At 49.0% G+C, this 22,860-nt stretch carries 19 protein-coding genes and 1 pseudogene; 5 read left to right on the top strand and 15 right to left on the bottom strand.

Translation table 11 applies throughout. The features are described 5' to 3' along the window. The first annotated feature begins 327 nt into the window (after nucleotides 1–327). Together BSZ32_RS17040 and BSZ32_RS17035 are read left to right on the top strand one after the other, a co-directional pair. Nucleotides 328–807: a hypothetical protein gene (locus BSZ32_RS17040; RefSeq protein WP_105044527.1), complete on the top strand. Its 480-nt coding sequence runs from the start codon at nucleotides 328–330 to the stop codon at nucleotides 805–807. Continuing rightward, nucleotides 804–2,024 (top strand): DUF389 domain-containing protein, encoded by a 1,221-nt coding sequence (locus tag BSZ32_RS17035; RefSeq protein WP_105044526.1) that lies wholly within the window; start codon nucleotides 804–806, stop codon nucleotides 2,022–2,024. The genes BSZ32_RS17040 and BSZ32_RS17035 overlap by 4 nt, the downstream gene beginning before the upstream one ends. Here BSZ32_RS17035 and BSZ32_RS17030 read toward each other — a convergent pair. Both BSZ32_RS17030 and BSZ32_RS17025 read right to left on the bottom strand, forming a co-directional pair. Next, entirely contained in the window at nucleotides 2,021–2,623 is a 603-nt protein-coding gene (locus BSZ32_RS17030) for a hypothetical protein (protein WP_105044525.1), read from the bottom strand. The genes BSZ32_RS17035 and BSZ32_RS17030 overlap by 4 nt on opposite strands. 45 nt (nucleotides 2,624–2,668) lie before the next feature. Further along, the gene (locus BSZ32_RS17025; protein WP_105044896.1) at nucleotides 2,669–3,955 is read right to left on the bottom strand and encodes a glutamate-5-semialdehyde dehydrogenase; all 1,287 of its coding nucleotides are present in this window, start codon (nucleotides 3,953–3,955) and stop codon (nucleotides 2,669–2,671) included. Nucleotides 3,956–4,047: 92 nt separating this feature from the next. Here BSZ32_RS17025 and BSZ32_RS17020 point away from each other — a divergent pair, with 92 nt between their 5' ends. Further along, complete coding sequence (locus BSZ32_RS17020; RefSeq protein WP_165788915.1) at nucleotides 4,048–5,088, top strand: phosphatase domain-containing protein; 1,041 nt, start codon at nucleotides 4,048–4,050, stop codon at nucleotides 5,086–5,088. 24 nt (nucleotides 5,089–5,112) lie between these two features. Then, nucleotides 5,113–6,525, top strand: a complete 1,413-nt coding sequence (locus BSZ32_RS17015; protein ID WP_105044523.1) for a dihydrolipoyl dehydrogenase family protein — start codon at nucleotides 5,113–5,115, stop codon at nucleotides 6,523–6,525. A 113-nt stretch (nucleotides 6,526–6,638) separates the two neighbouring features. Here the strand turns inward: BSZ32_RS17015 and rpoD are convergent. The 5 genes and pseudogenes from rpoD to rpsP all read right to left on the bottom strand — a co-directional run bounded on the left by rpoD (nucleotide 6,639) and on the right by rpsP (nucleotide 12,459). Continuing rightward, a pseudogene (rpoD, locus tag BSZ32_RS20660) lies at nucleotides 6,639–8,530 on the bottom strand (RNA polymerase sigma factor RpoD). Nucleotides 8,531–8,764: 234 nt separating this feature from the next. Then, complete coding sequence (murA, locus tag BSZ32_RS17005) at nucleotides 8,765–10,039, bottom strand: UDP-N-acetylglucosamine 1-carboxyvinyltransferase (RefSeq protein ID WP_105044522.1); 1,275 nt, start codon at nucleotides 10,037–10,039, stop codon at nucleotides 8,765–8,767. A gap of 33 nt (nucleotides 10,040–10,072) precedes the next feature. Next, nucleotides 10,073–10,921, bottom strand: coding sequence for a peptide chain release factor N(5)-glutamine methyltransferase (gene prmC, locus BSZ32_RS17000; RefSeq protein ID WP_165788914.1), 849 nt, complete (start codon nucleotides 10,919–10,921; stop codon nucleotides 10,073–10,075). Between the two features lie 20 nt (nucleotides 10,922–10,941). Continuing rightward, the gene (gene prfA, locus BSZ32_RS16995; protein WP_105044520.1) at nucleotides 10,942–12,018 is read right to left on the bottom strand and encodes a peptide chain release factor 1; all 1,077 of its coding nucleotides are present in this window, start codon (nucleotides 12,016–12,018) and stop codon (nucleotides 10,942–10,944) included. Nucleotides 12,019–12,207: 189 nt separating this feature from the next. Beyond that, entirely contained in the window at nucleotides 12,208–12,459 is a 252-nt protein-coding gene (gene rpsP, locus BSZ32_RS16990) for a 30S ribosomal protein S16 (protein ID WP_206018891.1), read from the bottom strand. A 236-nt stretch (nucleotides 12,460–12,695) separates the two neighbouring features. On the opposite strand from rpsP, the gene obgE reads away from it, so the two are divergent. Further along, nucleotides 12,696–13,820 (top strand): GTPase ObgE, encoded by a 1,125-nt coding sequence (obgE, locus tag BSZ32_RS16985; RefSeq protein ID WP_105044518.1) that lies wholly within the window; start codon nucleotides 12,696–12,698, stop codon nucleotides 13,818–13,820. 259 nt (nucleotides 13,821–14,079) lie between these two features. On the opposite strand, the gene BSZ32_RS16980 is transcribed toward obgE, so the two are convergent. From BSZ32_RS16980 to ilvC, 8 genes are all read right to left on the bottom strand, one after another. Further along, nucleotides 14,080–14,592, bottom strand: coding sequence for a hypothetical protein (locus BSZ32_RS16980; protein WP_240610675.1), 513 nt, complete (start codon nucleotides 14,590–14,592; stop codon nucleotides 14,080–14,082). Nucleotides 14,593–15,616: 1,024 nt separating this feature from the next. Next, a complete protein-coding gene (locus tag BSZ32_RS16970; RefSeq protein WP_105044516.1) occupies nucleotides 15,617–16,180 on the bottom strand; it encodes a hypothetical protein in 564 nt (187 codons plus the stop codon). Nucleotides 16,181–16,209: 29 nt separating this feature from the next. Further along, complete coding sequence (gatB, locus tag BSZ32_RS16965) at nucleotides 16,210–17,673, bottom strand: Asp-tRNA(Asn)/Glu-tRNA(Gln) amidotransferase subunit GatB (RefSeq protein WP_105044515.1); 1,464 nt, start codon at nucleotides 17,671–17,673, stop codon at nucleotides 16,210–16,212. Nucleotides 17,674–17,753: 80 nt separating this feature from the next. After that, nucleotides 17,754–18,563, bottom strand: a complete 810-nt coding sequence (locus BSZ32_RS16960; protein WP_105044514.1) for a hypothetical protein — start codon at nucleotides 18,561–18,563, stop codon at nucleotides 17,754–17,756. 91 nt (nucleotides 18,564–18,654) lie between these two features. Then, nucleotides 18,655–19,149, bottom strand: coding sequence for a transporter (locus BSZ32_RS16955; RefSeq protein ID WP_105044513.1), 495 nt, complete (start codon nucleotides 19,147–19,149; stop codon nucleotides 18,655–18,657). After that, nucleotides 19,139–19,570 (bottom strand): hypothetical protein, encoded by a 432-nt coding sequence (locus tag BSZ32_RS16950; protein ID WP_105044512.1) that lies wholly within the window; start codon nucleotides 19,568–19,570, stop codon nucleotides 19,139–19,141. Before BSZ32_RS16950 ends, BSZ32_RS16955 begins: the two co-directional genes overlap by 11 nt. A 77-nt stretch (nucleotides 19,571–19,647) precedes the next feature. Then, nucleotides 19,648–20,736, bottom strand: coding sequence for a chorismate synthase (aroC, locus tag BSZ32_RS16945; protein WP_105044511.1), 1,089 nt, complete (start codon nucleotides 20,734–20,736; stop codon nucleotides 19,648–19,650). Nucleotides 20,737–20,921: 185 nt separating this feature from the next. Further along, nucleotides 20,922–22,391 carry a ketol-acid reductoisomerase gene (ilvC, locus tag BSZ32_RS16940; protein WP_105044510.1) on the bottom strand — a complete coding sequence of 490 codons (1,470 nt, stop codon included), beginning with the start codon at nucleotides 22,389–22,391 and terminating at the stop codon, nucleotides 20,922–20,924. Nucleotides 22,392–22,860 lie beyond the last annotated feature (469 nt).

Below are 22,860 nucleotides of genomic sequence, written 5' to 3'. Positions count from 1 at the left end.
CCAGGCGCTCCTAGGAGGGCGGCTTCACCGCTTCATCGAGCTAGCGAATATTCGTGGTAGAGGTACTTCATCGAGCTGGACTTTTAGCGTTTTTCGTGTTTTTCGCGGTAGAAGCATTTCACCATGTCAGCTGTTTCTAACTTTTTAGTGGTGACTAACTCAGCTATGTCGGGTGGGAGGAATTTTCTTGGATTGGGAAAGTATGTGGTTAGTTTGTGGGCGTGAATATTCTGTTGGTTGTTAGGGATCGCGAGTCCTCCGCTGCGTTGGTGCAATGGTCGTTGAGGTTTGACAAGAGCTAATGCTTCAAAGTTATCCGTTCTTCGCGTGAAGGATGGACCATCGATAGGTGAAGCCGTGTGGGGTGCTGATGTTCAGAATGATTGGTGGGAGGGGATTTCAGAGGTAATAGGGGCTCAGGATGCGATCGCTGTCGAATTAGGAGAAGTGGAAACCGCTAACATACGTAAATCGGTGATGACTCAACTTACTGATACAAAGGCTAACTTGTTAGTACTACAGGACAGGATAAGCCACCCTGAGTTTTACCGAAGTGCAATTCAAGGACTGCTTGATTCCGTGCATTGCGCTATCATGGTTCTGCGGATCGGAGATGGTGATTCCGGTATAGGGAAAGTACTTTTGCCCTGTGCTGGCGGTCCTAATTCACGTCGTGGTTTAAAACTAGCCGCCGATGCGTTTGGTGAAGATGTGACAGCCTTTTTTGTGCAACCTGACACAGACGATGTGTCCTTGGAGGTGGGTGAGCAAAGATTGGAAAGTTTTTTTTGCGACGCTCAGGCGTGAAACCTGAAACCGTTTCTAGGAAAGTAAGGCTCAATGATTCGGTGTATGCTGCGATTCGGGAGGAGGTGAGTGAGGATAACTATGGCATGATGCTGATCGGGGCATCTGGGGTGAGTTCTGTGAGGAGAAAACTATTTGGCACAGTTCCCGATAAATTACTGCGAGGCACTGAGGGCATGAGTGTTGCGGTGATCCGTGGGGAAAAGCCAATTGGCCACCGCCTACGGAATAGACTAGAGCGTAGTTTGCAGCTTTCGGTGCCACAGCTTCGTCGTGATGAACGCGTTGCCCTATTTGCGGACATCGAAGACAAGAGTCGCTGGTCGTTTGATTTTGGCTCTTTGATGTTATTAGCCACAGCAATTACAGCTTTGGGGCTGATCGCAGACAGTGGAGCGGTGGTGACAGGGGCCATGTTAGTGGCGCCGCTGATGACTCCATTGCTAGGCGGGGGATTATCTGTGGTTCAGGGGAATTGGCCTTTATGGAGGCGTTGTCAGAAGGCTGTTGGGCTGGGATTCATTTCGGCGCTTGCTGTTGGCTACTTGCTAGGAACCCTAGCTAGACTATGCGGCTACGGTCTGACCGACGAACTCATCGCTCGCGGTGCACCTAGCGTGTTAGATCTCGGCATCGCCTTCATCTCTGGTGTGGCAGCTAGTTATTGCTTGGCTAGGCCTAAACTGAGTGGAGCTCTGGCTGGTGTAGCGATTGGCGCTGCTTTAGTTCCGCCGATTGCTACCACTGGAATTTGTTTGGCCTTTGGTAAATACCAAGTAGCTCAAGGTGCCGCGATCTTATTTGGAACCAACGCTGTGGCTATCGTGTTAGGCTCTGCTATGAACTTCTTCATGGCTGGAATTCGTGGCAAAGGTGGCCAGTCGACAGTCTGGGCAAAGCGCACGATGATTGTTTTCACCTTGGTGATGTTTGGTCTCATGGTCCCCTTGTCGTCATTGATCGTGAAGCAACTCGCTGGTGGCGATGACATCACAGAGGCCTATGAAAAGGTAGCAGCCGTAGATGGACTCGTTGTTAGTTCGGTAAAGAAGATGCCTTACAAAGCGGGAGTGCAGGTGGTGGAAATCACCATCGATAGCTCTGAAGCCGTGAGTGCCGAAATGGTGGGGCTACTACAGAGCGCGGCAAATGCGCACTCTAAGCGGAAACTTAAGGTCCGCGTGATCACACGCTTGGTGCGGGTGAGCGACAACTAACCTTTAGTGACGCGAATAACTTTGCCGTCTTTGATGGCAAAGTTGAAGCGCTCTGGGCGCATGTCCATAGTGACAATCTGCGGCTTGCCATCGATTTCTACTACCCGGGATGGTAGATTATTTTTTTTAGCGAGAGCATGGGCGCCTTTTACCGCTAAACCAATGAAGGATTTTTTCGTGAGCGGTTTGCTAGCGGAATAAACTTCTGTAGCGCCAACTAGCAGCTTTTTCAATTCCTCAGCAGTGACAGCTTCATAGCCGTCACTGTAGTTCCACTGTTGGCCCGTAACATAGACTCTACGAGGCAGCTTAGTGAACTTACTGGGAATATTTACTGAGTCTTTAGCTTTTGACATGACTGATGGAGCCAAGCCCTCTTTTTTCTGAACACTGCACACGATGAGCAGCTTGTTTTCTTTCGTGTGAATGCTGCTGATCTTGAGCGACCAGGCGGGGCTAGGGACGTCTATAGAGATCGCCACTGTAGCAGATGGAGTAGATGGAGTAGATGGAGTAGATGGAGTAGATGGAGTAGGTTCAGCCACAAGAGAAAGTGAGCCTAGCGCGATAGCACAACAACAAAAGAGAAGAGTTTTCATAAGTTTCAGAGCGTGGCTGCGGCGTGCATTTGTGCAAGTTCGAAACTATAGACCACTCTGCCGAGCGATGTCCTTGATCTGACCTGTGCCTGAGATGCGGTACTGGTAGCTACAGAGCTCTTTGAGACCCATTGGTCCACGAGCGTGGAGTTTGTCCGTGCTGATACCAATTTCAGCACCGAAGCCAAATTCTTCACCGTCAGCGAATCGTGTGGAGACGTTATGGAATAGGCAAGCACTGTCGATTTCAGATTGAAAACGAGCAGCGGCGGCGGCATCGGTGGTGATGATGACCTCGCTGTGTTGTGAGCTGTAGTGGTTGATGTGCGCAACAGCATCATCGAGACTAGCCACGACTTTCACGGAAATAATGAGGTCCAGGTACTCTGTGCTCCAGTCATCCTCGCTGGCTGCGATGATGTTAGGGAGAATAGCAAGCGTGGCTTCGTCACCACGGATTTCAACACCGCGAACTTGAAGTCGTTGAGCGAGCTTTGGTAGAAAGGCTTCAGCTATGTCTTTGTTGACGAGAACAGTCTCGAGCGCATTACAGACGGACGGTTTTTGCGTTTTTGCGTCATCAATGATGGCGACGGCTAGATCTTGATCTGCAGCTGTATCGACGTAGGCATGACAGATGCCATCGTAGTGCTTAATGACGGGCATTCTTGCGAGACTCACTACAGTCTCAATCAGACCTTTGCCACCACGTGGAATGATTAGGTCGAGGTATTTATCCATACCGGCAAGGACTTTGACACTCTCGCGGTCAGTGAACGGGATAAGCTGGACAGCACCTTCGGGAAGACCGGCTTTTTCTCCACCAGATTGTAGCGCTTCAGCGATTGCTTTGTTCGAATGAATCGCTTCAGATCCTCCACGGAGGATAGTGGCGTTTCCTGATTTTAAACAGAGCACAGCAGCGTCTGAAGTGACATTTGGGCGACTCTCAAAAATGATACCGATCACTCCGATTGGGACTCGAACTTTCTCGATAATGATACCGTTAGGGCGAGTCACAGTTTCCAAGGACTCACCGACTGGGTCAGGCAGGTCCGCAACCTGATCAACACCGGCAGCGATGGACTCGATGCGGGCAGCGTCGAGTCTTAGCCGATCGAGTAAAGCCCCACTGAGGCCCTTAGAGGAACCCGCAGTAATATCTTTAGCATTGGCTGTCAGGATAGCAGCAGAGGAATCACGGAGTCCCTGAGCCATCGCACGCAGGATGCTAGATTTATTCTCAGCACTCAGTAGTGAGAGTGAATGAGCTGCTTTGCGTGCTTTTTGGCCCATTGTGTAAATGGATGCGTGAATTTCCTCTGGTGTCATAGATTTGCTATAGTTGAAAATAGCCTTTTTGCCTAGTCTGTTATGTTGCTCGCTTGTCATCGTGCTGACGTATGATAGGTCTTGTGGTGTCGATGAAACGATTGATTATATGGCTGCGCCATGGTGCGCTGGTGGTTGAATGGCTTCTCGGGGTAATCTGGTACTTGATGACATTTTGGATCCCGCGTAAGAAGGCGCACCCTGTGGCAGATGTGTATAATGCGATCCAGCATCCAGGGGGGATTTACCTTTTTGGTAGAGTGATGGCATTACGTGTGATGACCGCGCCAAAGGCTAAGGACGACAAGTGGGTGAATTTCAAGAGGATGGCTAGTAATTGGTTCACTCTCGATTTCCCCAATGCTAGGGTTGAGGTGAAAATGGGAAATAGGGTGATCACTGTACGTTCTAACAAAGAAGGCTACTTCGAACTCCACGACACCTGTGACGAAGAAATCAAAAGTGTCCAGGTGAGTTTGCCGAACCATGGGTATTCTGCAGAAGTGGAGTTGATTGGTAGCCGTGAGTTCAAGGACTTGGTGATCATTAGCGATGTAGACGACACATTGATGGAGACTGGGTCAATTTCTATGGGGAAGATGCTAGAAACTACTTTGTTCGGAAACTCGCTCACACGTGAATTGGTTCCTGGAGTGGGTAGTTTAGTCACGGAGCTAAACCGGGGAGGGGAGCATCCAGTTTTCTATGTGACAAGTTCTCCGTGGAACTTGGCAAACTTTTTGAAGCGAATTTTTCACCGCGCTCAGCTACCAGATGGAGGACTTTTCATGACCAACTGGGGACTCACACCCGAGCAATGGTTGACGCCAAGTCATGATATACACAAGCGACAGGCAATCGATGAGGTCGCGTCCTGGTACCCACAGGCAAAATTCGTCCTGATTGGAGATGACAGTCAGCGCGACCCAGAAATTTATGCAGCAGCCTTGGAATCCTATGGAGCTGAAAAGGTGTTAGCTATTTTGATTAGAAGTGTCTCAGGAACATTGCGAGCAAACGAAGTGCGCGCTAAATATAAAACGGTGAATGCCAAATACGGAGATTCTACCGCGAACATTGCGAAGTCGGCGGATGAGATGCGGACAATTTTACAAACGAAGGGATTGCTGTAGTCTACAGCGAATAAAACAAGATTTATGAAAAGAAATACAGAATTTGACATTGCCGTTCTTGGTGGCGGCAGTGGTGGCTATGCCGCGGCGAGAACTGCTGCAGCGGCTGGCAAGAAGGTGGTAGTGATAGATGGAGCAGCCGAGCTCGGTGGGCTTTGTATTTTACGCGGGTGCATGCCTAGCAAGGCACTCATTGAGTCAGCTAACCGCAATCTCGTAGTTAGAGAAGCTGCGAAGTTTGGTATTGAGGTGACATCAAGCAAGGTGAACACTGAGACAGTTATCGAGCGTAAGCGCCGCTTGATAAAGGAGTTTTCTGACTATCGATCCGAGCAAATGCAAGACGGCAGATTTGAACTCATCCGCGGTCACGCAACATTCAAAGATCCGCACACACTAGAGGTTCAGCTCAAGGATGGTGGCTCAACAATGGTGACAGCTAAGACATTTATTATAGCTACAGGTTCTAGCGTTTTTGTTCCGGATATTCCAGGACTACATGAACATGGGTATCTCACATCAGATGACGTGTTAGATATGGTTGACGCTCCTGATTCTCTTGTGGTGTTAGGAGGAGGAGCAATCGCTTTGGAAATGGCTCACTATTTTGAAGCAATTGATAAACAGGTGACTGTGATCCAACGCAGCGGCCACCTACTGACTGGGATGGACGTGGATCTAGCCGATGAGTTAGAGACTGCGCTCACATCACGTACAATGAAGATCGAGTGTGACACGCGCTTATTACGGGTTGAGAAAACTCCCGACGGCAAAAAGCGTGTTGTTTATGAAAAAGGTGGGGTAGAGACCTTTGTAGATGCCGACGCAATACTCGCTGCGACAGGTAGGAAGCCGAACACAATAAACCTCGGAGCTGATGCAGCCAACATCGAGCTCAACTCGCAGGGTGGAGTGGTTGTAGGGCTTGATATGCAGAGCTCCGTTTCTCATATTTTTTCCTGTGGTGACGTCTGTAGCCCCTATGAAATTGTCCACATCGCCATTGAGCAAGGTGAACTCGCTGCTGAGAATGCCATCAAATTTATTGAGAAGGAGTGCGACTTTGGCAAAATTGACTACCGTCTCAAGCTCTACGGCATTTTTACCGATCCTCAAGTTGCAGCAGTTGGCATGACTGAAATCGAAGCCTCAGCAGCTGGCCGCGAGGTGATCGTGGAAACTCATCCATTCAATGATCATGGCAAATCCATGATTCACGGATCTAAACATGGCTTTGTTAAATTGATAGGTGACGCTAAAACCAAAGAAATCCTCGGTGGTTCAGTAGTCGGACCTGAGGCTGCTGAACTCATCCATGAGATCGTGGTCGCCATGGCATTCCATTCCACTGCGGGTCAGTTAGCTAAGATTCCGCACTACCACCCGACCTTAAGCGAGATCTGGACCTACCCGGCTGAAGAGATTGCTGACGCTTAAGTTTTTTTTCGTCGTAAAACTCGTGTAAACGTCACGCTTTTTTGTAACAAAAAGCGCGTCGAGTAATTCGACGCGCTTTTGATTTAAAGTATGTTTGATAGAAGCAGTTAGTCTTACATGTTTGGAAGCTCGATGAAGCCTTCCAGCTTGCGGATACGCGTAGGGTGGCGCATCTTACGCAGCGCTTTTGCCTCGATCTGACGGATACGCTCACGGGTAACCTGGAACTGGCGACCAACTTCTTCAAGCGTGCGGCTATAGCCGTCCTTGAGTCCGAATCGTTGCTCTAACACTTCGCGCTCACGCTCAGTGAGGGTATCGAGAACGTCGATAATTTTCTCCTTGAGCATTGCGAAGCCAGCTTCTTCCATTGGGTTTTCTGCAGCCTTATCTTCGATGAAGTCACCGAAGGAAGTGTCATCAGAATCACCGACGGGCGCCTGGAGTGAGATGGGCTGTTGAGCCATCTTGAGAACTGCGCGGACACGCTCGACAGGGAGGTGAATTTCCTCTGCGATTTCATCTGGAGATGGTTCGCGACCGTATTCCTGAACCAACTGCTTTTGCACACGCATGAGCTTGTTGATTGTCTCGATCATGTGGACCGGGATACGGATAGTACGCGCCTGATCAGCGATAGAGCGGGTGATTGCCTGACGGATCCACCATGTGGCGTAGGTTGAGAATTTGTAACCACGGCGGTATTCAAATTTCTCAACAGCCTTCATTAGGCCCATGTTGCCTTCTTGAATGAGATCGAGGAAGGAGAGTCCACGGTTAGTGTACTTCTTGGCGATTGAAATAACGAGGCGGAGGTTAGCTTCGACCATTTCAGTCTTAGCTTTGTAAGCCATCTTCATCCAGTGGCGCAGATCTTTGTTGTTCTGAGCGAAGCCTTCGGATGAGAACCATGAGTGCTGCTGAGTTTCACGGATCTTTGTTTCAAATTCTTTCTCGTCGGGATGTGCGTCAACTTTACGTTGGTACTTCCAGAATTTCTTCTGGTAGTCCTCTACAACTTCACAGAAATCTTCCACGACCTTCTGCTTGTAGAAAAAGCGTTGGTAGATTTTAGCGATAACCCAAGTTGCTTTTCTAGCTCAGCTTCGAGCTTGGCCACGCCTCTTGGGTTTTTAGCATTGAGCTTACGGAAAATGTCGTCGGTGTCTTCGTGGCACTGACGAAGTTGATCGCAGAGTTTAGGGAGCGTCTTCATGTAACGCTCGCGTGATTCAATCTTCTTATCGAGGATGACGCGGTCAAAGCGCTCTTTGCCTTTGATGAGTTTGTCTGCTAGTTCGAGATAGGAATCAGGCACGAAACCAAAACGGTGAAGGAACTTCTGAACGGTAAGTTCAGCGTCCTCAATACGCTTCGAGATCTCCACTTCTTGCTCACGCGTAAGCAGGGGAACCTGACCCATCTGCTTGAGGTACATGCGGACTGGATCATCAAGGATGTCTAACTTTTGCTCAGTTTTTGGCTCATCGTCGCTGGCTCCTTCGCGTTTCTTGTCGCGGTAGCGGTCGACTTCCGATGCATCGATGATGTCGAACTCCATGGAGCGGAGTCGTTCGAGGATTGCTTCTACGTCAGTCTGTTCAACGAGGTTGTTTGGTAGAATATCGTTGATGTCATCGTAAGTGAGATACTCTTGCTCTTTAGCGAGCTTAATAAGTTCACGTACCTTTTCCTGAATCTCAGGTGTGTCGATACGGTTTTTGGGAGTTTTTTTTACGCGCTTAGCTTTCGCTTCAGCTTCAGCATCGAGGAGGGCTTGTAGTTTTGACTTTGGCGCGGCAGATACAGTCTTCTTGCCCTTGGCTGCTTTTTTGGGAGCGGCCTTCTTCACGGATGTCTTTTTTGAGACCGTAGTTTTCTTCGCGGCAGTCTTTGTGGCTGCAGTCTTTGTGGCTGCAGTTTTCTTTGCTGCAGCCTTCTTAACAGTAGACTTACTTGCTGCTGTTTTTGTTGCGATTTTTCTCGCTACTTTTTTAGATGCCATGATTAGCTGTTGGTGAGCTGGAGTGAGTGACATATACACACGTCACCCATAAGATCTGTCAATACGCTGAAGCGCGCATCAGGAGTTGGAATCTCCTTTACAGATAGAGCTTCGTCAAGGCATTTCGAGGCGTGCGCTATACTTTTTAGTAGCAAAATATTTATGCAATATGAATAAAACTCTCCTATGTTTCAATAGATCGCTCACTATAAGCGACCTAGGAAATTGATTTCGTTATTCTTGGACGCGTTCGACGTCAGCACCGAGAGTGAGAAGTTTTTCGTCGATATGCTCGTAACCGCGGTCGATATGGTAGACTCGATTTATCTCAGTGGAGCCTTTAGCTGTCAGGGCTGAGAGAACAAGCGCTGCTGATGCGCGCAAATCTGAAGCCATAACAGGTGCCGCTGAAAGCGACTCGACCCCCTCGATGACGGCCGTTCCGCTATCCACCTTTATGTTTGCACCCATGCGACCCATTTCAGCGCAGTGCATAAAACGTTGTGGGAAAATGGTGTCTTCGATGACTGAAATTCCTTTGGTTACCGCGAAGAGTGAGGAGAATTGCGCCTGCATGTCCGTCGGGAAGCCTGGGTGTGGGGCGGTGACGATTTTAGCCCCAGTTGGGTGTGCACCAGGTGAAACCGTTACTGTTGTTCCAGCTTCGTTAAAGTGAACATTGTGACCAGCTTCGATAAGTTTTTCAGCCACCGGAGCTAGGTGCTCGCGGCAGATTCGGTTGAGAGTTATTCCCTCTTTTTCGGCAGCCATGGCTCCAGCGACCATGAATGTGCCAGCCTCGATACGATCGGGAATGATGGTGTGCTCAACGCCGTGTAGCTTTTCGACACCTTCGATTGTGATCCGCCGAGTCCCAGCGCCTTCAATCTGGGCACCCATACCGATGAGGAAGTTTGCTAGGTCGACAACTTCTGGTTCAGCAGCGGCGGATTCGATGACTGTTGTGCCTTTAGCTAGAACAGCAGCCATCATGAGATTGTCAGTGCCTAGCACTGTTGGACCTTGCTTGCCTCGGAGATCAACTTCGGCACCGATAAGTCCATTTGGTGTAGTCATATCCATGTTGCCGCCTTCCATGTCGATCACTGTGCCGATAGCGCGGAGGCCTTTGAGGTGGAGGTCGACAGGTCGATCACCAATGACGCAGCCGCCGGGGAGTGAGACGCGTGCTTTACCAAGACGGGCGAGGAGGGGACCCATAACGCAGATGGATGCACGCATTTTGCGCACTAGCTCGTATGGAGCATCGTGAGTGATGTCTTTTGCGCTAATCCTAACTGTACCACTGGATCGCTCTACTTGCGCACCGAGCGCAGAGAGAATCTGAATCATATAATTAGTGTCTGAGACATCAGGCACTCTACGAATGATAACATCTTCATCCGTAAGCAATGCTGCGGCTAAAATGGGGAGCGACGCATTTTTTGCGCCTGAAATATTGACTGACCCGCTGAGTTTGCGGCCGCCATGTACGATAAGTTTATCCATGATAAATCAGAGTTTAAAAGTTGTTGTGATGAGCTAGTTGCCGCTCCAACGCGCCGTTGGGAAACGATAGATGCCTGAGAGGTCTGGGAAAGTTTTGATGTCGGAAAATCCTTCGTTAGCGAGTAGTTTCTCAACTTCGACATTCTGATGAATGCCAATTTCGAGAGCGATGGTGCCTCCAGCTTCAAGGCTGGATTGACATTTCTGAATGAATTCGCGGATGATGTCCAGTCCGTCTTTACCTGAATAAAGGGCAATGTCTGGGTCATATGTGAGTTCGGCCGCTAGTGAACTACGGTCAACTTCAGGGACATAGGGGAGATTGGCAACAATGAGGTCATATTTCGAATCCAGCCCTTCAAATAGGTTGCTCCGCTGAACTGCGCAATTCTCAGCGCCGTTCGATGTGATGTTTTTCTGAGCTAATTCGAGCGCATCTTCAGATATGTCCACGCAGCTCACTTTAGATTGTGAGCCATATTCCAGCGCTAAAGTAATGCCTATGACACCTGAGCCCGTCCCCATGTCTAGAATCTTTGAGGGGGCGACTGGACTGAGCTGCTTGAGAACGATTTCACAGAGTTCCTCCGTCTCAGGTCGTGGAATGAGCGCACGGGAGTCCGTGTAGAAGTCGCGCATGTAAAATTCCACTGTACCTAGAATGTGTTGCAGCGGCTCGCGATTGCCGCGGCGCTTCAGCATACCACGTAGTGGGATCAAGCTCTCCTCACTCATAGGCTCATCAAACCTTGTGTAGAGTTGGATTTTAGAGCAATCGAGTTGATGGCACAGCAATAGCTGCATGTTCCGACGCGCATCGTCGACGCCTTTTTTCTCAAGCCACTGAGTGCCGGAGTCGAGTGTCTCGAGAATTGTTTTCAAGGTGCTAAAGTCGATTGGTGTTACTCCATGCCTGCGTCAGCAAGACGTTGCTCCATTTCTTCCTTCATCAGGTTCTCTGTGATCTCTCCGAGCTGACCATTCAGGATTCCATCCATATTGTGGGATGTGAAGTTGATGCGGTGATCTGTGACTCGAGATTGTGGGAAATTGTAAGTGCGGATTTTCTCTGAGCGATCACCCGAGCCGATCAAGGATTTACGTTGAGCTGAATACTTTTCAGACTCCTCGCGCACCTTCGCTTCATAAAGTTTGGCGCGCATGATTTGAAGACCTAATTCACGGTTCTGAGTTTGGCTTCGACCGTCCTGGCATTTCACCTGAAGTCCAGTGGGGAGGTGGGTGATCTGCACGCAGGAGTCAGTTGTGTTTACGTGCTGTCCACCAGATCCACCTGAGCGTGTTGCTTGGATATGAAGATCTTCTTTTTTCAGCTCTATATCTACTTCCTCAGCTTCTGGGAGGACGGCGACGGTGATGGTAGAGGTGTGGATTCTGCCCTGAGTTTCAGTGGCAGGAACGCGCTGCACACGGTGCACACCTGATTCGTATTTGAGGTAGCGGAATACTTCCTCGCCGGTGACTTTTAGGACAACCTCCTTGAAGCCGCCAACGTCTGATGGGCTACTCTCCAGGTGCGTAAGTTTCCAGCCACGACTTGTGCAGTAGCGCTCATACATGTTCATTACTTCGCCTACGAAGAGGCTAGCTTCGTCACCACCTGCACCAGCGCGGATTTCGACTAGGGCGTCGCGGTCTTCGTTGGCGTCACGAGGGAGTAGGGCGTACTGAATCTTCTCAGAAAGGTCTTCGATGGTTGCTTCTAAATCAGGTATTTCCATTTCAGCCATTTCGACCATCTCAGGGTCGTCCTCCTTGGCTAGCTCCTGATTTTCAATAAGATTAGTTTTAGCTGTGCCTAAAACCTCCCACATATCCAACAACTTCTTGAGCCGACGATGCTCTTGCATAATCTCCGATGCCTTCTTCTGATCTGAAAAAAGATCGGGGTCTGTAATGAGTACTTCTACTGCGGCGAAGCGCTCGCGTCGTTTCTCAATAAGAGAGGCATAATCCATGACGGGAGAGTCTATTCAGATCTGCTAGCGTGCAAGCACTTTTCGGTGCTGCTGCACTATTTAGTGCAGATTTAAAAGACCTAGTGGTTGACGTGGTACAGACAATTACCCAAATTCAACTTTCAGCTTAAACGCAAAGAAGCCGCCCATATAAATGAGCGGCTTCTAAAAAATCAGTTGATTCGTAAATTAAGCTTCGAGAGTTGCCTTACGAGCCTTTTTGATGATGTCACGCACTGTGTCAGATGGCTGAGCGCCATTGCCAATCCATGCATCTGCCTTAGCGAGGTCGATTGAGAAGTTTGTACCTTCAAGCATTGGATTGTATGATCCAATTTGCTCGATGTAACGGCCGTCGCGACGTGCGCGGCTGTCTACTGCTACGATCTTGTAGAAAGGACGATCTTTCGTGCCTTGGCGATTTAGTCTAAGTGCTACCATAATAAATAATGTTTATAAGATAAACGCTGCTCAGAAAGAGCGGCGGGAAGCGGCAAGCTGCACAGATCAAGGGGTTTTGCCAAGTGAAATCGAACAAAAAACCGCAAGAGATTCTATGAGCGTGTTAAAAAAGTATGAATCCAACTGTATTGCGGGTTGCTGATATAGGAATTAGTGTTAAGACGTCGACCCACCCTTGAAGAATCTGAACCTTTTAAATTAAGAACCACTAAGCCATGTTTATCGATAATGTCCGCGTATACTGTAAAGCCGGAGACGGTGGCAATGGAGTTGTACACTTTCGCCGAGAGAAGTACCTCCCTAAAGGTGGCCCCGACGGCGGTGACGGTGGTGACGGGGGAGATATCATTATTGAGTGTAGCCCAAACACTGACAACTTACGTCAGTTCTTCTATGACCCAAAGCTTGTCGCCACAGGTGGTGCGCACGGATCAGGTGCTCGTAAACACGGAAAGAACGGCAAGAAAGTGGTTGCCCTTGTCCCTCCGGGCACTGTGATCTACAAGAGCCCAGCCCTAAATATCAAAGACGCTGTCGAGATGGAGCGTACAGATGGAATCGACCTTGAGCCGGTAGTCGATCTCATAACGCCCGGACAACAGTTTGTGCTTTGCCAAGGTGGCGTGGGCGGAAAAGGGAACTGGCACTATAAATCTTCCACCAACAGAGCTCCGGAGGAACATACTCTAGGGACTGAAGGTGGTGAATCAGTTTACTACTTTGAGTTGCGCCACATCGCGGATGCTGGAATGGTTGGCTTTCCGAATGCTGGTAAATCCACACTCGTTGGTAAACTCTCCGCCGCGGCCCCCAAAATCGGTAACTACCCATTCACCACGCTCAAGCCTACAGTAGGCGTTGTAGAATTTCCTGGCTTCCGTCGTTGCACGGTTGCCGACATCCCTGGACTCATCGAGGGGGCACACGAAAACCGCGGCCTTGGTCACGAGTTCTTACGTCACATCACTCGCTGTCACTTACTTCTCTTTGTGATCGATATGGCCGGCTTTGACGGACGTGACCCAATCGAAGATCTTCAGACTCTACGTACAGAAATTAAAATGTACGATGAAGATTTGTCGAAATTCCCATGGGTAGTTGTCGCCAATAAAATGGATCTCGACGGCGCTGCCGAGAATTTGGAAGTATTCAAACAGCGCTTCCCAAAGGTGAAAATCATCCCAATGTCCGCTGAAAAAGAAGAAGGATTAGACAACTTGCGCGACCATCTCGATGAAACAGTCGGCTACCACCTACACGGAACACAGATAGCTGAAGGGCGCGACGAAGATTCACTAGATAGTGATTCATCCAATTGTGATGTTACTGCTGAGGAGTAGGTTAACTTCCATTTTTACGCGCTAAGTGTAACCTTTAGGAAATCCCAATGAATGCGCTCTATTAGCATTCATTGGGATTTTTGTGTGATGCTCAAACCGTATTCACTTCAAATGAATGCCACGGTGGGATTATGGGGGGGCTATCAATCTTGAGATTCGTGGATTTTAGTACTTTCAGAAGTTTTAAGAATGAACAGTTTCCACAGTAGAGTTCAATTCCGTGAATTCTTGGATTTCTGCATGAAATGGATTTTTTAAATTAGTGAGTCTGCCTTGCAACAGATCCATTCACCAAAGTAATCTGGGTTTTATTGTAGTAGTCTTGCGGTGTGAAGAGCCAACCCGAATCGCGCTGCACTACACTGTAGCTCGACGCTTTGAATTCAGGTAAGAAAAGATTGCTCGCTGGCTCGTAGATTTCTCGCCCAGTGTATCGACCTCTAACGCGGTAGGTGTAGTTCTGGTCGTAACCATGACGACTACTCTCAGGTCCTGATTCTGATCGGCGGTCTGGCTGGGGTGACGAATTCTCATTCATGACCACAAGTTGAGCCTCTGACCACGGTTGGCCAGGCTTTCGCACGTAACCCCAGAATCGCGTCTTCTCCACGAAGTAGCGACGGGCATAAAAGTAATCGCCTCTAATTTCGGCCGATACCTCAAGTTGGCGCATCTGCGGAGTCACCTCAGTCATGCTCATATTGGCACTGCGTGAATTCCCCATGGGTACGCAGTTGGAAAGGGTGAGGGTGGCTAGGCCAACTAAAGGCATAGCCCAAAAATTTTTTAAGTTCAGCAAATTCATTGCAGTTGTCTAACCACAGATTACCTAGATTAAACAGATTCTTTTTCTTTACAAGCAAGCTCTCTAGATGACTTTAGATGGAAAGCTTGGATGATTTTGATCACAAGTCTCACAAGTCTCACAAGTCTCACAAGTCTCACAAGTCTCACAAATTTCACGGATGCTTGCCAGCACGATGAAGCTCCCGGGATCGCTGAGTCACAGCTCGGCAGTAACTAGCGCAACTCCGCAAAAAAAAATTGCAGACCAGCAAGAGATCACTCCAGAAGTGTGAATAATACCCAATGGGCCGCGGTTGGCTCGACTTGACGAGCTCGGCGAGACTTCAGATGGATGAATAGCGACTGCCACCTAGTTAAAATAGAATCATCTATATAATTCTATAGGATTTAGAGTGATTGCGTAGTGTGGCTCTAGCGTGAATGCAAAACGTTACTCTATTGGTGCTGCTTGCCTTTTCCTATTTTTGATAAATTCCAGTGGTAAGGAAAAGACAACAGGGAAGTCGGAGACGCTCTTTCAGGGGGAATACGATGAGTTGGATAGTAAAAACCTAACAGATTTGTGGGATTCGGACACGCCATACAAGTCTTTCTTGAGTGGGAAGAGTAATTTCGCTCTGCCCCTTGATTCAACTAGGTTACTAAAAAATCTCGATAAGCAGGGGTATTAGGATCAGTTGAAAGATTTTCTGAAGACCCCCCAATATTATTGTGAAAGTTATGACACCTAGCAGGCTATAGAAGGATGACATGTGGAAGACCTACGAAGTCGTGAAGAGTCTTGGTTTTACCAAATTTGAAATTGCCCGTGGCTCTAAGTGGCAACTTTAGGGAGTCGTTAGGTGGTGAGTTTGGTCGCACGCCGATACAGGGTAGTCGTGGAGAGAACGCGGGTGCATTTAGCTGGCCAAGACCACACTCTCATTCCAGATCTAGGGTCTAAAGCAAAAGCCCACGTGATCAAACGAGTGCAGGATTGATCTCGCTATCTACCCTTTTGACTCAGCAAGTAGTGTGGGCTCAATCGGGGCGTGTGCGAGTTTGATGAAATCTGAAGAACTGCGTGAGCCTCCCTTGCCTTCACGGATCTCAATGACCCAGCGTGAGTCGTCCTGTGCCTTATAACCAAGGAATTCTGCCATGTTGGCAAACCCTTTAGTGCACTGGACTGTTATTGTACTTTCGCCATTCTCGAATAAACCGTCCTTAAATTTAGAGGTGTTTGAGTCGCCGACTATTTTGCTGATATCCGCTAGAGCTCCGACGTTGGTGCGGAAGAAAATACGGAGTGATCCAGACCTGCTCTTGCTAGGATCGAGAGTGATGACAGCAACTGGATAAAGCGCCTCATTTATCTCAACCCAATGAGTGGTGATCGAGTCGACCGCTGCGTACTTGCCCTCGGCTGGGACATTAGACTGGTAAATCGGTTCGCTGACGATTTTCGTGTGAGTGGTCGTGTAGGTAACGAAATAGATGGCAAGCGACAATAGTAGCAGCACAGCGATAGCCATGCTGACATACTCGATTAGGGAGGATTTCTTTTTTTCCATCTGTTCGGGTGGGGTTTGGTAAGAGTCGCTTAGAGGCCGAGCTTCACTTTGATGTAGTCAGAAACCATTTTAGGATTCGCCTTGCCCCTAGAGGCTTTCATTACCTGACCAGTAAACCAGTTGGCAGCTTTAGCGTTGCCACCTTGGATTTCGGCTACTTTTTCTGGGTTGGCTGCGATAATTTCGTCAATGATTGTCTCGATAGCTGAGTTGTCAGCAGGCTCGAACCCCATTGATTTAGCAATGTCAGCAGGCTTCTTTTCTGGTGCATCCCAGAGCGCTGAGAAAACATCTTTCGCCTGATTATTGGAAATAGTTCCAGCTTCAACGAGCTCTACCAATTCACGAAGTGATTCTGGTTTGACCGGGTTATCACCGATGGTGAGGAATGTCTCATTGAGCTTGCCGAGGAGCGTGTTGATAATCCAGTTCGCTACTTTCTTGCCGAAATTGGAGCCCTTAGCTGCGAGTTCGAAGTAGTCAGCTAGCTTCAAGCCACTCGTCAGAACGCCTGCGTCGTAGGCCGAAACTCCGTAGTCACTGACAAAACGATCACGCTTGTCGTGTGGGAGTTCAGGGACGAATGCTTTCATTTTCTCAAACATTTCAGCCGTGTTGACGGGTAGGAGGTCGGGCTCAGGGAAGTAACGGTAATCGTGTGAGTCTTCCTTGATGCGCATGACTGAAGTCTGCCCAGTGTTAGGATCCCAAGCTAGAGTTGCCTGTACCTGCTCAATTCCCATGTCGAGTTCTTCGATCTGGCGGTCGATCTCGTAGTAGATCGCGCTGCGGACTGAGGAGGTAGAGTTAAGGTTTTTGATTTCAAGTTTTGTGCCCAGTTCTGTAGTGCCTTTTTTGCGTACAGAGATATTCACATCACAGCGCATCTGGCCTTTGTCCATGTCAGCATCTGAGATTTTTGCGTATTGGAGAATCTGCTGGAGAGATTTGATGTAGGCGTATGCTTCTTCAGCACAATCGATATCGGGCTCGGTAACGATCTCCATAAGCGGAGTGCCGGCGCGGTTGTAATCGATAGTGGATGAGCTGGCTAGGTGTGTGGACTTAGCCACGTCTTCCTCGAGGTGGATGCGGTCCATTTTGACAACTTTCCCCGGCTTTGGAATGTGCTTCTGGGCGTCCTTGTGGTAGGCGAGATCGTAGAGTGGCACACCGCCGCCGCCGCAGAGTGGCAGGTCGAATTGGGTGAGCTGGAAGTTCTTCGGCATGTCCGGGTAGAAGTAGTTCTTACGGTCCCACTTAGAGATGGGCGGAGTCGTGCAGTTGAGCAACATGCCAGCGAGGATTGTCTGCTCGATTGCGTGCTTGTTGAGCACAGGGAGCGCACCAGGGAGGCCTAGGCAAACTGGGCAGACGTTGGTGTTTGGTTCGTGACCGTAACCAGCGCGACATGCGCAAAACATTTTGCTTTGGGCTGTGATTTGACAGTGAACTTCGAGGCCGATGGTTGCGATGTAGTCTTCTCTAGGCATGATGAAGAAATTTAAGATTTGTGATTTAAGATTTAAAATTGAGTGAGCTGGACGCTCAACTGTGCTTTGTTGGTGATGGTCTAGCGGAGCTTGAGGGCTTGTTCAATATCGATCTGTGCGATTGCGTGATTCAGTTCGGTGTCGGCCATCAGAGCGATGAAGCCAGGGTGTGCGAGAATCGCTGCTGTGTCACCTTTTTCGATGCTTTCTTTGATAGCTGGATCTTGCAAGAATTCCTGTACCTTAGGGGATTCTAGGGTGCTGGCGATTGCTGGATCAGAGGCTAGAGCTTGGAGTTTCTCTGGCGCAGCGACCTGCATGATGGCAAGCTTGGCTAGGTTTTGTGCACCGCTTTCATCTTGCGATATAAACCGTGCAACCTGCTTGCCGACGGCCGAGTTGAGAAAGTCATACTTGAGTTTAGCTAAGTTGGGGAGCTCCTCGGGGGCGGCATCACTCGCCTGGGCGATCCAGTAATCGATCTCAGCCCAGGTGCCTTTATCTACTAGGCGGTGCATGCCCAATAGGCAGATTACAAATCCTAAGGCGAAGCCCGTGAGTAAGCCGAAAATTCCAGATCCCTTCTTCCGTTCCTCTTGTTCCTTAGCAAATGGGTTTGAGAAAAAATCGGTGAGAGTTTTGAGTAATAGGAAAGCGAGAATCCCGCAAACAATGCCACAGAAGTATTGGCCGTACTCTGGAATCTTTGGCCATTTTTCGAGCACCAGCGGGTAGCCAAATTGGTAACCAGCCCAGCCAGCAACGAGGGTGCCGACTAAACAGACAAACCCGTAAAATAACTTGAGTGCGCCCTTAGCAAATCCCAGCGCCGCAAAAACGAGGATCACTAGCATGATCACTCCCGATGCACCGATTTCGCCGAAATTCATTAGGTCAGATAAAATAGAACTGAGAGCATCGCGTCGATCTTAAAGGAATTAGAAGTAAAATGAGGTTCAGCACGGATCTAGCCGAAAATATTTACCACACCCACGAGAGTCCAATTGCAACATTCTCGCTATCGAAGCTTTTATCAGTTTGGGTGCGAGTTCCGATATAAGCAATTTTTGCTCCAAATTGGCGGGTGAATGAATAGCCTGCTGCGAGCGAGTAAGCGAGGTTCTCTTTGGTGTCATCCTTGTTGATGGCATTGATCTCATTTTGACCACCAATGCCATAGCCAACGCTAGCACTCGTCCAGAAGCCTAGTTTGAAGGTGTAAATGACATGCGTTTGAAATGCCCAGAAGGCATCTTGCTGACGTTCGCTACCATTCCAGAAATTGTCATTGTCAGTAAAATACCACATCGAAGTTGAGGTCTCATAAGTCCATTTTCCACGTCGGTGGGTGACACCAACTTGAGGCCGAATGGTGAAGCGGTTAGAGCCGATGTTGATGAGTTGATCCTCGGAGTAATCGCCAGTGGGTAGCTGGACGATGAGAGCAGCGCCAATGAGGGTGCCACTATCTGCCACGGACTGCCGATGTTGCTGGTACTCTTTTCCCTTCAGCGGAGGGGCGCCGTAGAGGATAGAGGATAGAGGATAGGCGTAGGACTGTATCGGTAGGTCCCTGCCGGTGGGCCCGTGCTGATTTCCCCTGAAGTAATCCACGATAGGTGCCATCTTGAAATCCTTGACCCAGCTCAAAGCGTGATGACTTGCCTGAAAATTCAAATGTACGCATGTAGCGGACAGCCACGGTGTTCATCTCTAGCTCTAGGTCTTCCACCTGAAGGACCGGATCGAGAAAGATGTCAGCCTGTGCGTATATGCAGCCAATGCCAGCGATGTCAGTGTCCAGTGGCAAATGACTCCAGCGTCGAGGGGTGAGCTCTTGGGCAACGGCTACTGAAAAACTACAGAGGACGAGGATTAAGCTGAGCGTTGATTTCATCTGATAGGTTGAAAGTAAAGCACCCCGACTCGTGATGCTAGAGCGGGGTGCTTAAAAGTAGTGAGAAACTTGGTCAGTTAGACTGAGCCCATCTGCGCGCGTTGGCGGAGGATGTGGTCGACTAGTATCAAGTAGGACATAGCCTCAACCATTGGCACGGCACGTGGCAGAACGCAGGCATCGTGACGACCACGGCCTTTGAGCTCTGTTTCCTTATGGTCGGTATCAATCGTTGGTTGCTCGGTCATGATCGTCGCAGTTGGCTTGAATGCCACACGGAAGATGATGTTCTCGCCATTCGAGATGCCACCTTGGATGCCTCCTGAGTTGTTAGTCTTGGTGCGGACCTTGTCGTCTTCCATATAGAAATAGTCGTTGTGTTCCGCGCCTGTGAGCTGAGTTCCATCGAAACCTGAGCCGATTTCAAATCCCTTAGTAGCAGGGATCGACATCATGGCCTTAGCGAGTTCAGCTTCGAGCTTGTCAAAGACTGGAGCGCCGAGCCCTGCTGGGCAGTTGCGGATCACGCACTCTACCACACCTCCGACGGAGTTGCCTTCGCCGCGCACTTGCTTGATCAGATCGATCATTGGCTCAACCATTGCTGGGTCGCCAGTACGGACAATGTTAGATTCCACGTCGTCGAACTTCACTGTGTTAGGATCGACGTTTGCCTGAAGGTGTTTGATAGATTTGACATAGGCGATGACTTCGATGCCAGGGCAAATTGAGTCGATCACTTTTTTAGCCACTGCAGCAGCAGCCACTCGGCTGATTGTCTCACGAGCTGACGCGCGTCCACCACCATGCCATGCACGGATGCCGTATTTAGCATCGTAAGTATAGTCAGCGTGAGAAGGACGGTACTTGTCCTTCATCTCTGTGTACGACGATGGGCGTTGGTCCTGATTGCGGACAAGAATGCCAATAGGGGAGCCAAGAGTTTTACCCTCGAACACGCCTGATAGAATCTCGCAGACATCGCCTTCCTTACGTGGAGTCACAATATCGGACTGGCCTGGACGGCGACGATCGAGTTCTTTTTGAATGTCTTCCTGAGTGATTTCAAGAAGTGGTGGGCAGCCGTCGATGTTGACGCCTACTCCGACGCCATGAGACTCACCCCATGTAGAAATTTTAAAGATTTGGCCAAGTGTGCTGGACATAGATATCTAGTAAATGGATTTACCCAGAACTGCAAGTGTAGAAGCGGGTAAGCTTCTGTCATTGGTCAATGGTCATGAGTCAATGGGGCTAGATGTGCTTGAGTAGTAACAAAAAAGAACTCAGAGCGATTTACACCCTGAGCTCTTTTAATAAGAATTCTAGATTCTTTGTTCTAACGAACAGACTAGATAGCAGCCATGTTGGACATGGACTCACGGAGGATCTCACCGATCTCTTCAACTTCGTGGTTACGAATGTTGTAGTTCACGTCCACAAGGAGGCGGTTGTCTACAGTCGTGTCAGTGGAGTCGAGGCCCTTGCCGATCACGTCTGTGTCGATCTCTTCGATGAAGTTCTTGAGAAGTGGAACTGCAGCGTGTGAGAAAAGGTAGCAACCATACTCAGCTGTGTCGGAAATGATGCGGTTCATTTCAAAGAGCTTCTTACGTGCGATTGTGTTGGCGATGAGTGGAGTCTCGTGGAGTGACTCGTAGTAAGCAGACTCAGGCTGGATGCCAGAATCAACCATTGCTTCGAATGCGAGCTCTACGCCAGCCTTCACCATTGCCACCATTACGATGCCTTTGTCGAAGAATTCTTGCTCAGAAATCTCACCAGATGGTGTGGACTTTTCAAATGCAGTCTCACCAGTCTCTCTGCGCCATTGGAGCAGGTTGACGTCGTCGTTAGCCCAGTCAGCCATCATTGTCTTGGAGAACTCACCAGAGATGATGTCATCCATGTGCTTGTAGAACAGGTCACCCATGATGAATTTAAGTTCTTCACCAAGGCTGTATGCCACGATCTTAGCCGGGTTAGAAAGACGATCCATCATGTTAGTAATGCCACCGTGCTTGAGAGCCTCAGTGATAGTCTCCCAACCGAACTGGATAAGCTTTGATGCGTAACCTTCTTCGATTCCTTCTTTGACCATCTTGTCGAAACAGAGGATTGAGCCAGTTTGGAGAAGTCCACAGAGGATAGTCTGCTCGCCCATAAGGTCGGACTTTACTTCCGCTACGAATGAAGAGTTGAGCACACCAGCGTGGTGGCCACCTTGAGCAACGCAGAGAGCCTTAGCAATCTCGATGCCTTCACCTGTAGGATCGTTCTCTACGTGGCAGGAAATGAGAGTTGGAACACCAAAGCCACGCTTGTACTCCTCGCGTACTTCAGAACCAGGGGACTTAGGAGCCACCATGATCACGGTGAGGTCCTTACGGATTTGTGTGCCTTCTTCCACGATGTTGAAACCGTGAGCGTAGGTGAATGTAGCGCCTTCCTTCATGTGAGGAATCACTGTCTCAACAACAGAAGTGTGCTGCTTATCAGGTGCGAGGTTCATCACGATGTCTGCAGATGAAAGCATCTCAGCGTAGGTGCCTACAGCGAAACCATTCTCAGAAGCATTGAGAAATGACTGACGCTTTTCAGTGATTGCCGCGTCGCGGAGTGCGTAAGAAACGTCGAGTCCAGAGTCACGCATGTTGAGACCTTGGTTGAGGCCCTGTGCGCCACAACCAACGATGACGATCTTCTTGCCCTGTGCAGCTTCTGTGCCACGTGCAAATTCGGATCCGTCCATGAAGTGACAATCGCCAAGCTCTTCAAGCTGGCGGCGAAGTGGAAGTGTGTTGAAGTAATTTTCAGCCATAATATTTAGTTCTGTTATTTGTGGGGGGATAAATTTGTTACCCGCGCATTCAATCCTAATTTATCGATTGCGTAAATTGAATTAATCATCAAGTTGTATTGCGTTTTTAGCAATGACTAGAAGAGGTTAAATCCCGTGAAGCGACGACTAACCACGAAATAAAGGAAAAGCCAACAGGGCAGGGCTTCACCGTCAATGCCCACACGATGAAACATCTCACTCACGAATCCACAGCGATCAAGAATCGTTAGGCTGGTATTTCTAAAAATCCAAGGCAATGGTCGTGAGCTACAGGGGGGGGGAAGTGGTGTAGTGTGTGGTCGGATTTCTCAAGCGATGCAATGAGGGCAATCTATGGCGCTAGTTCGCATCGCTCAGGAGACTTCAACTTTGTCCTTGCGCACTGGGCATCACCATTTTGACACAAATGTTTAAATGGTATTACTCAAGAATAAAAAAATGCCGCATC

Source organism: Rubritalea profundi, assembly GCF_002954445.1.
In the GTDB taxonomy this organism is placed as follows: domain Bacteria; phylum Verrucomicrobiota; class Verrucomicrobiia; order Verrucomicrobiales; family Akkermansiaceae; genus Rubritalea; species Rubritalea profundi.
This window is presented reverse-complemented; position numbering and strand designations above follow the sequence as displayed.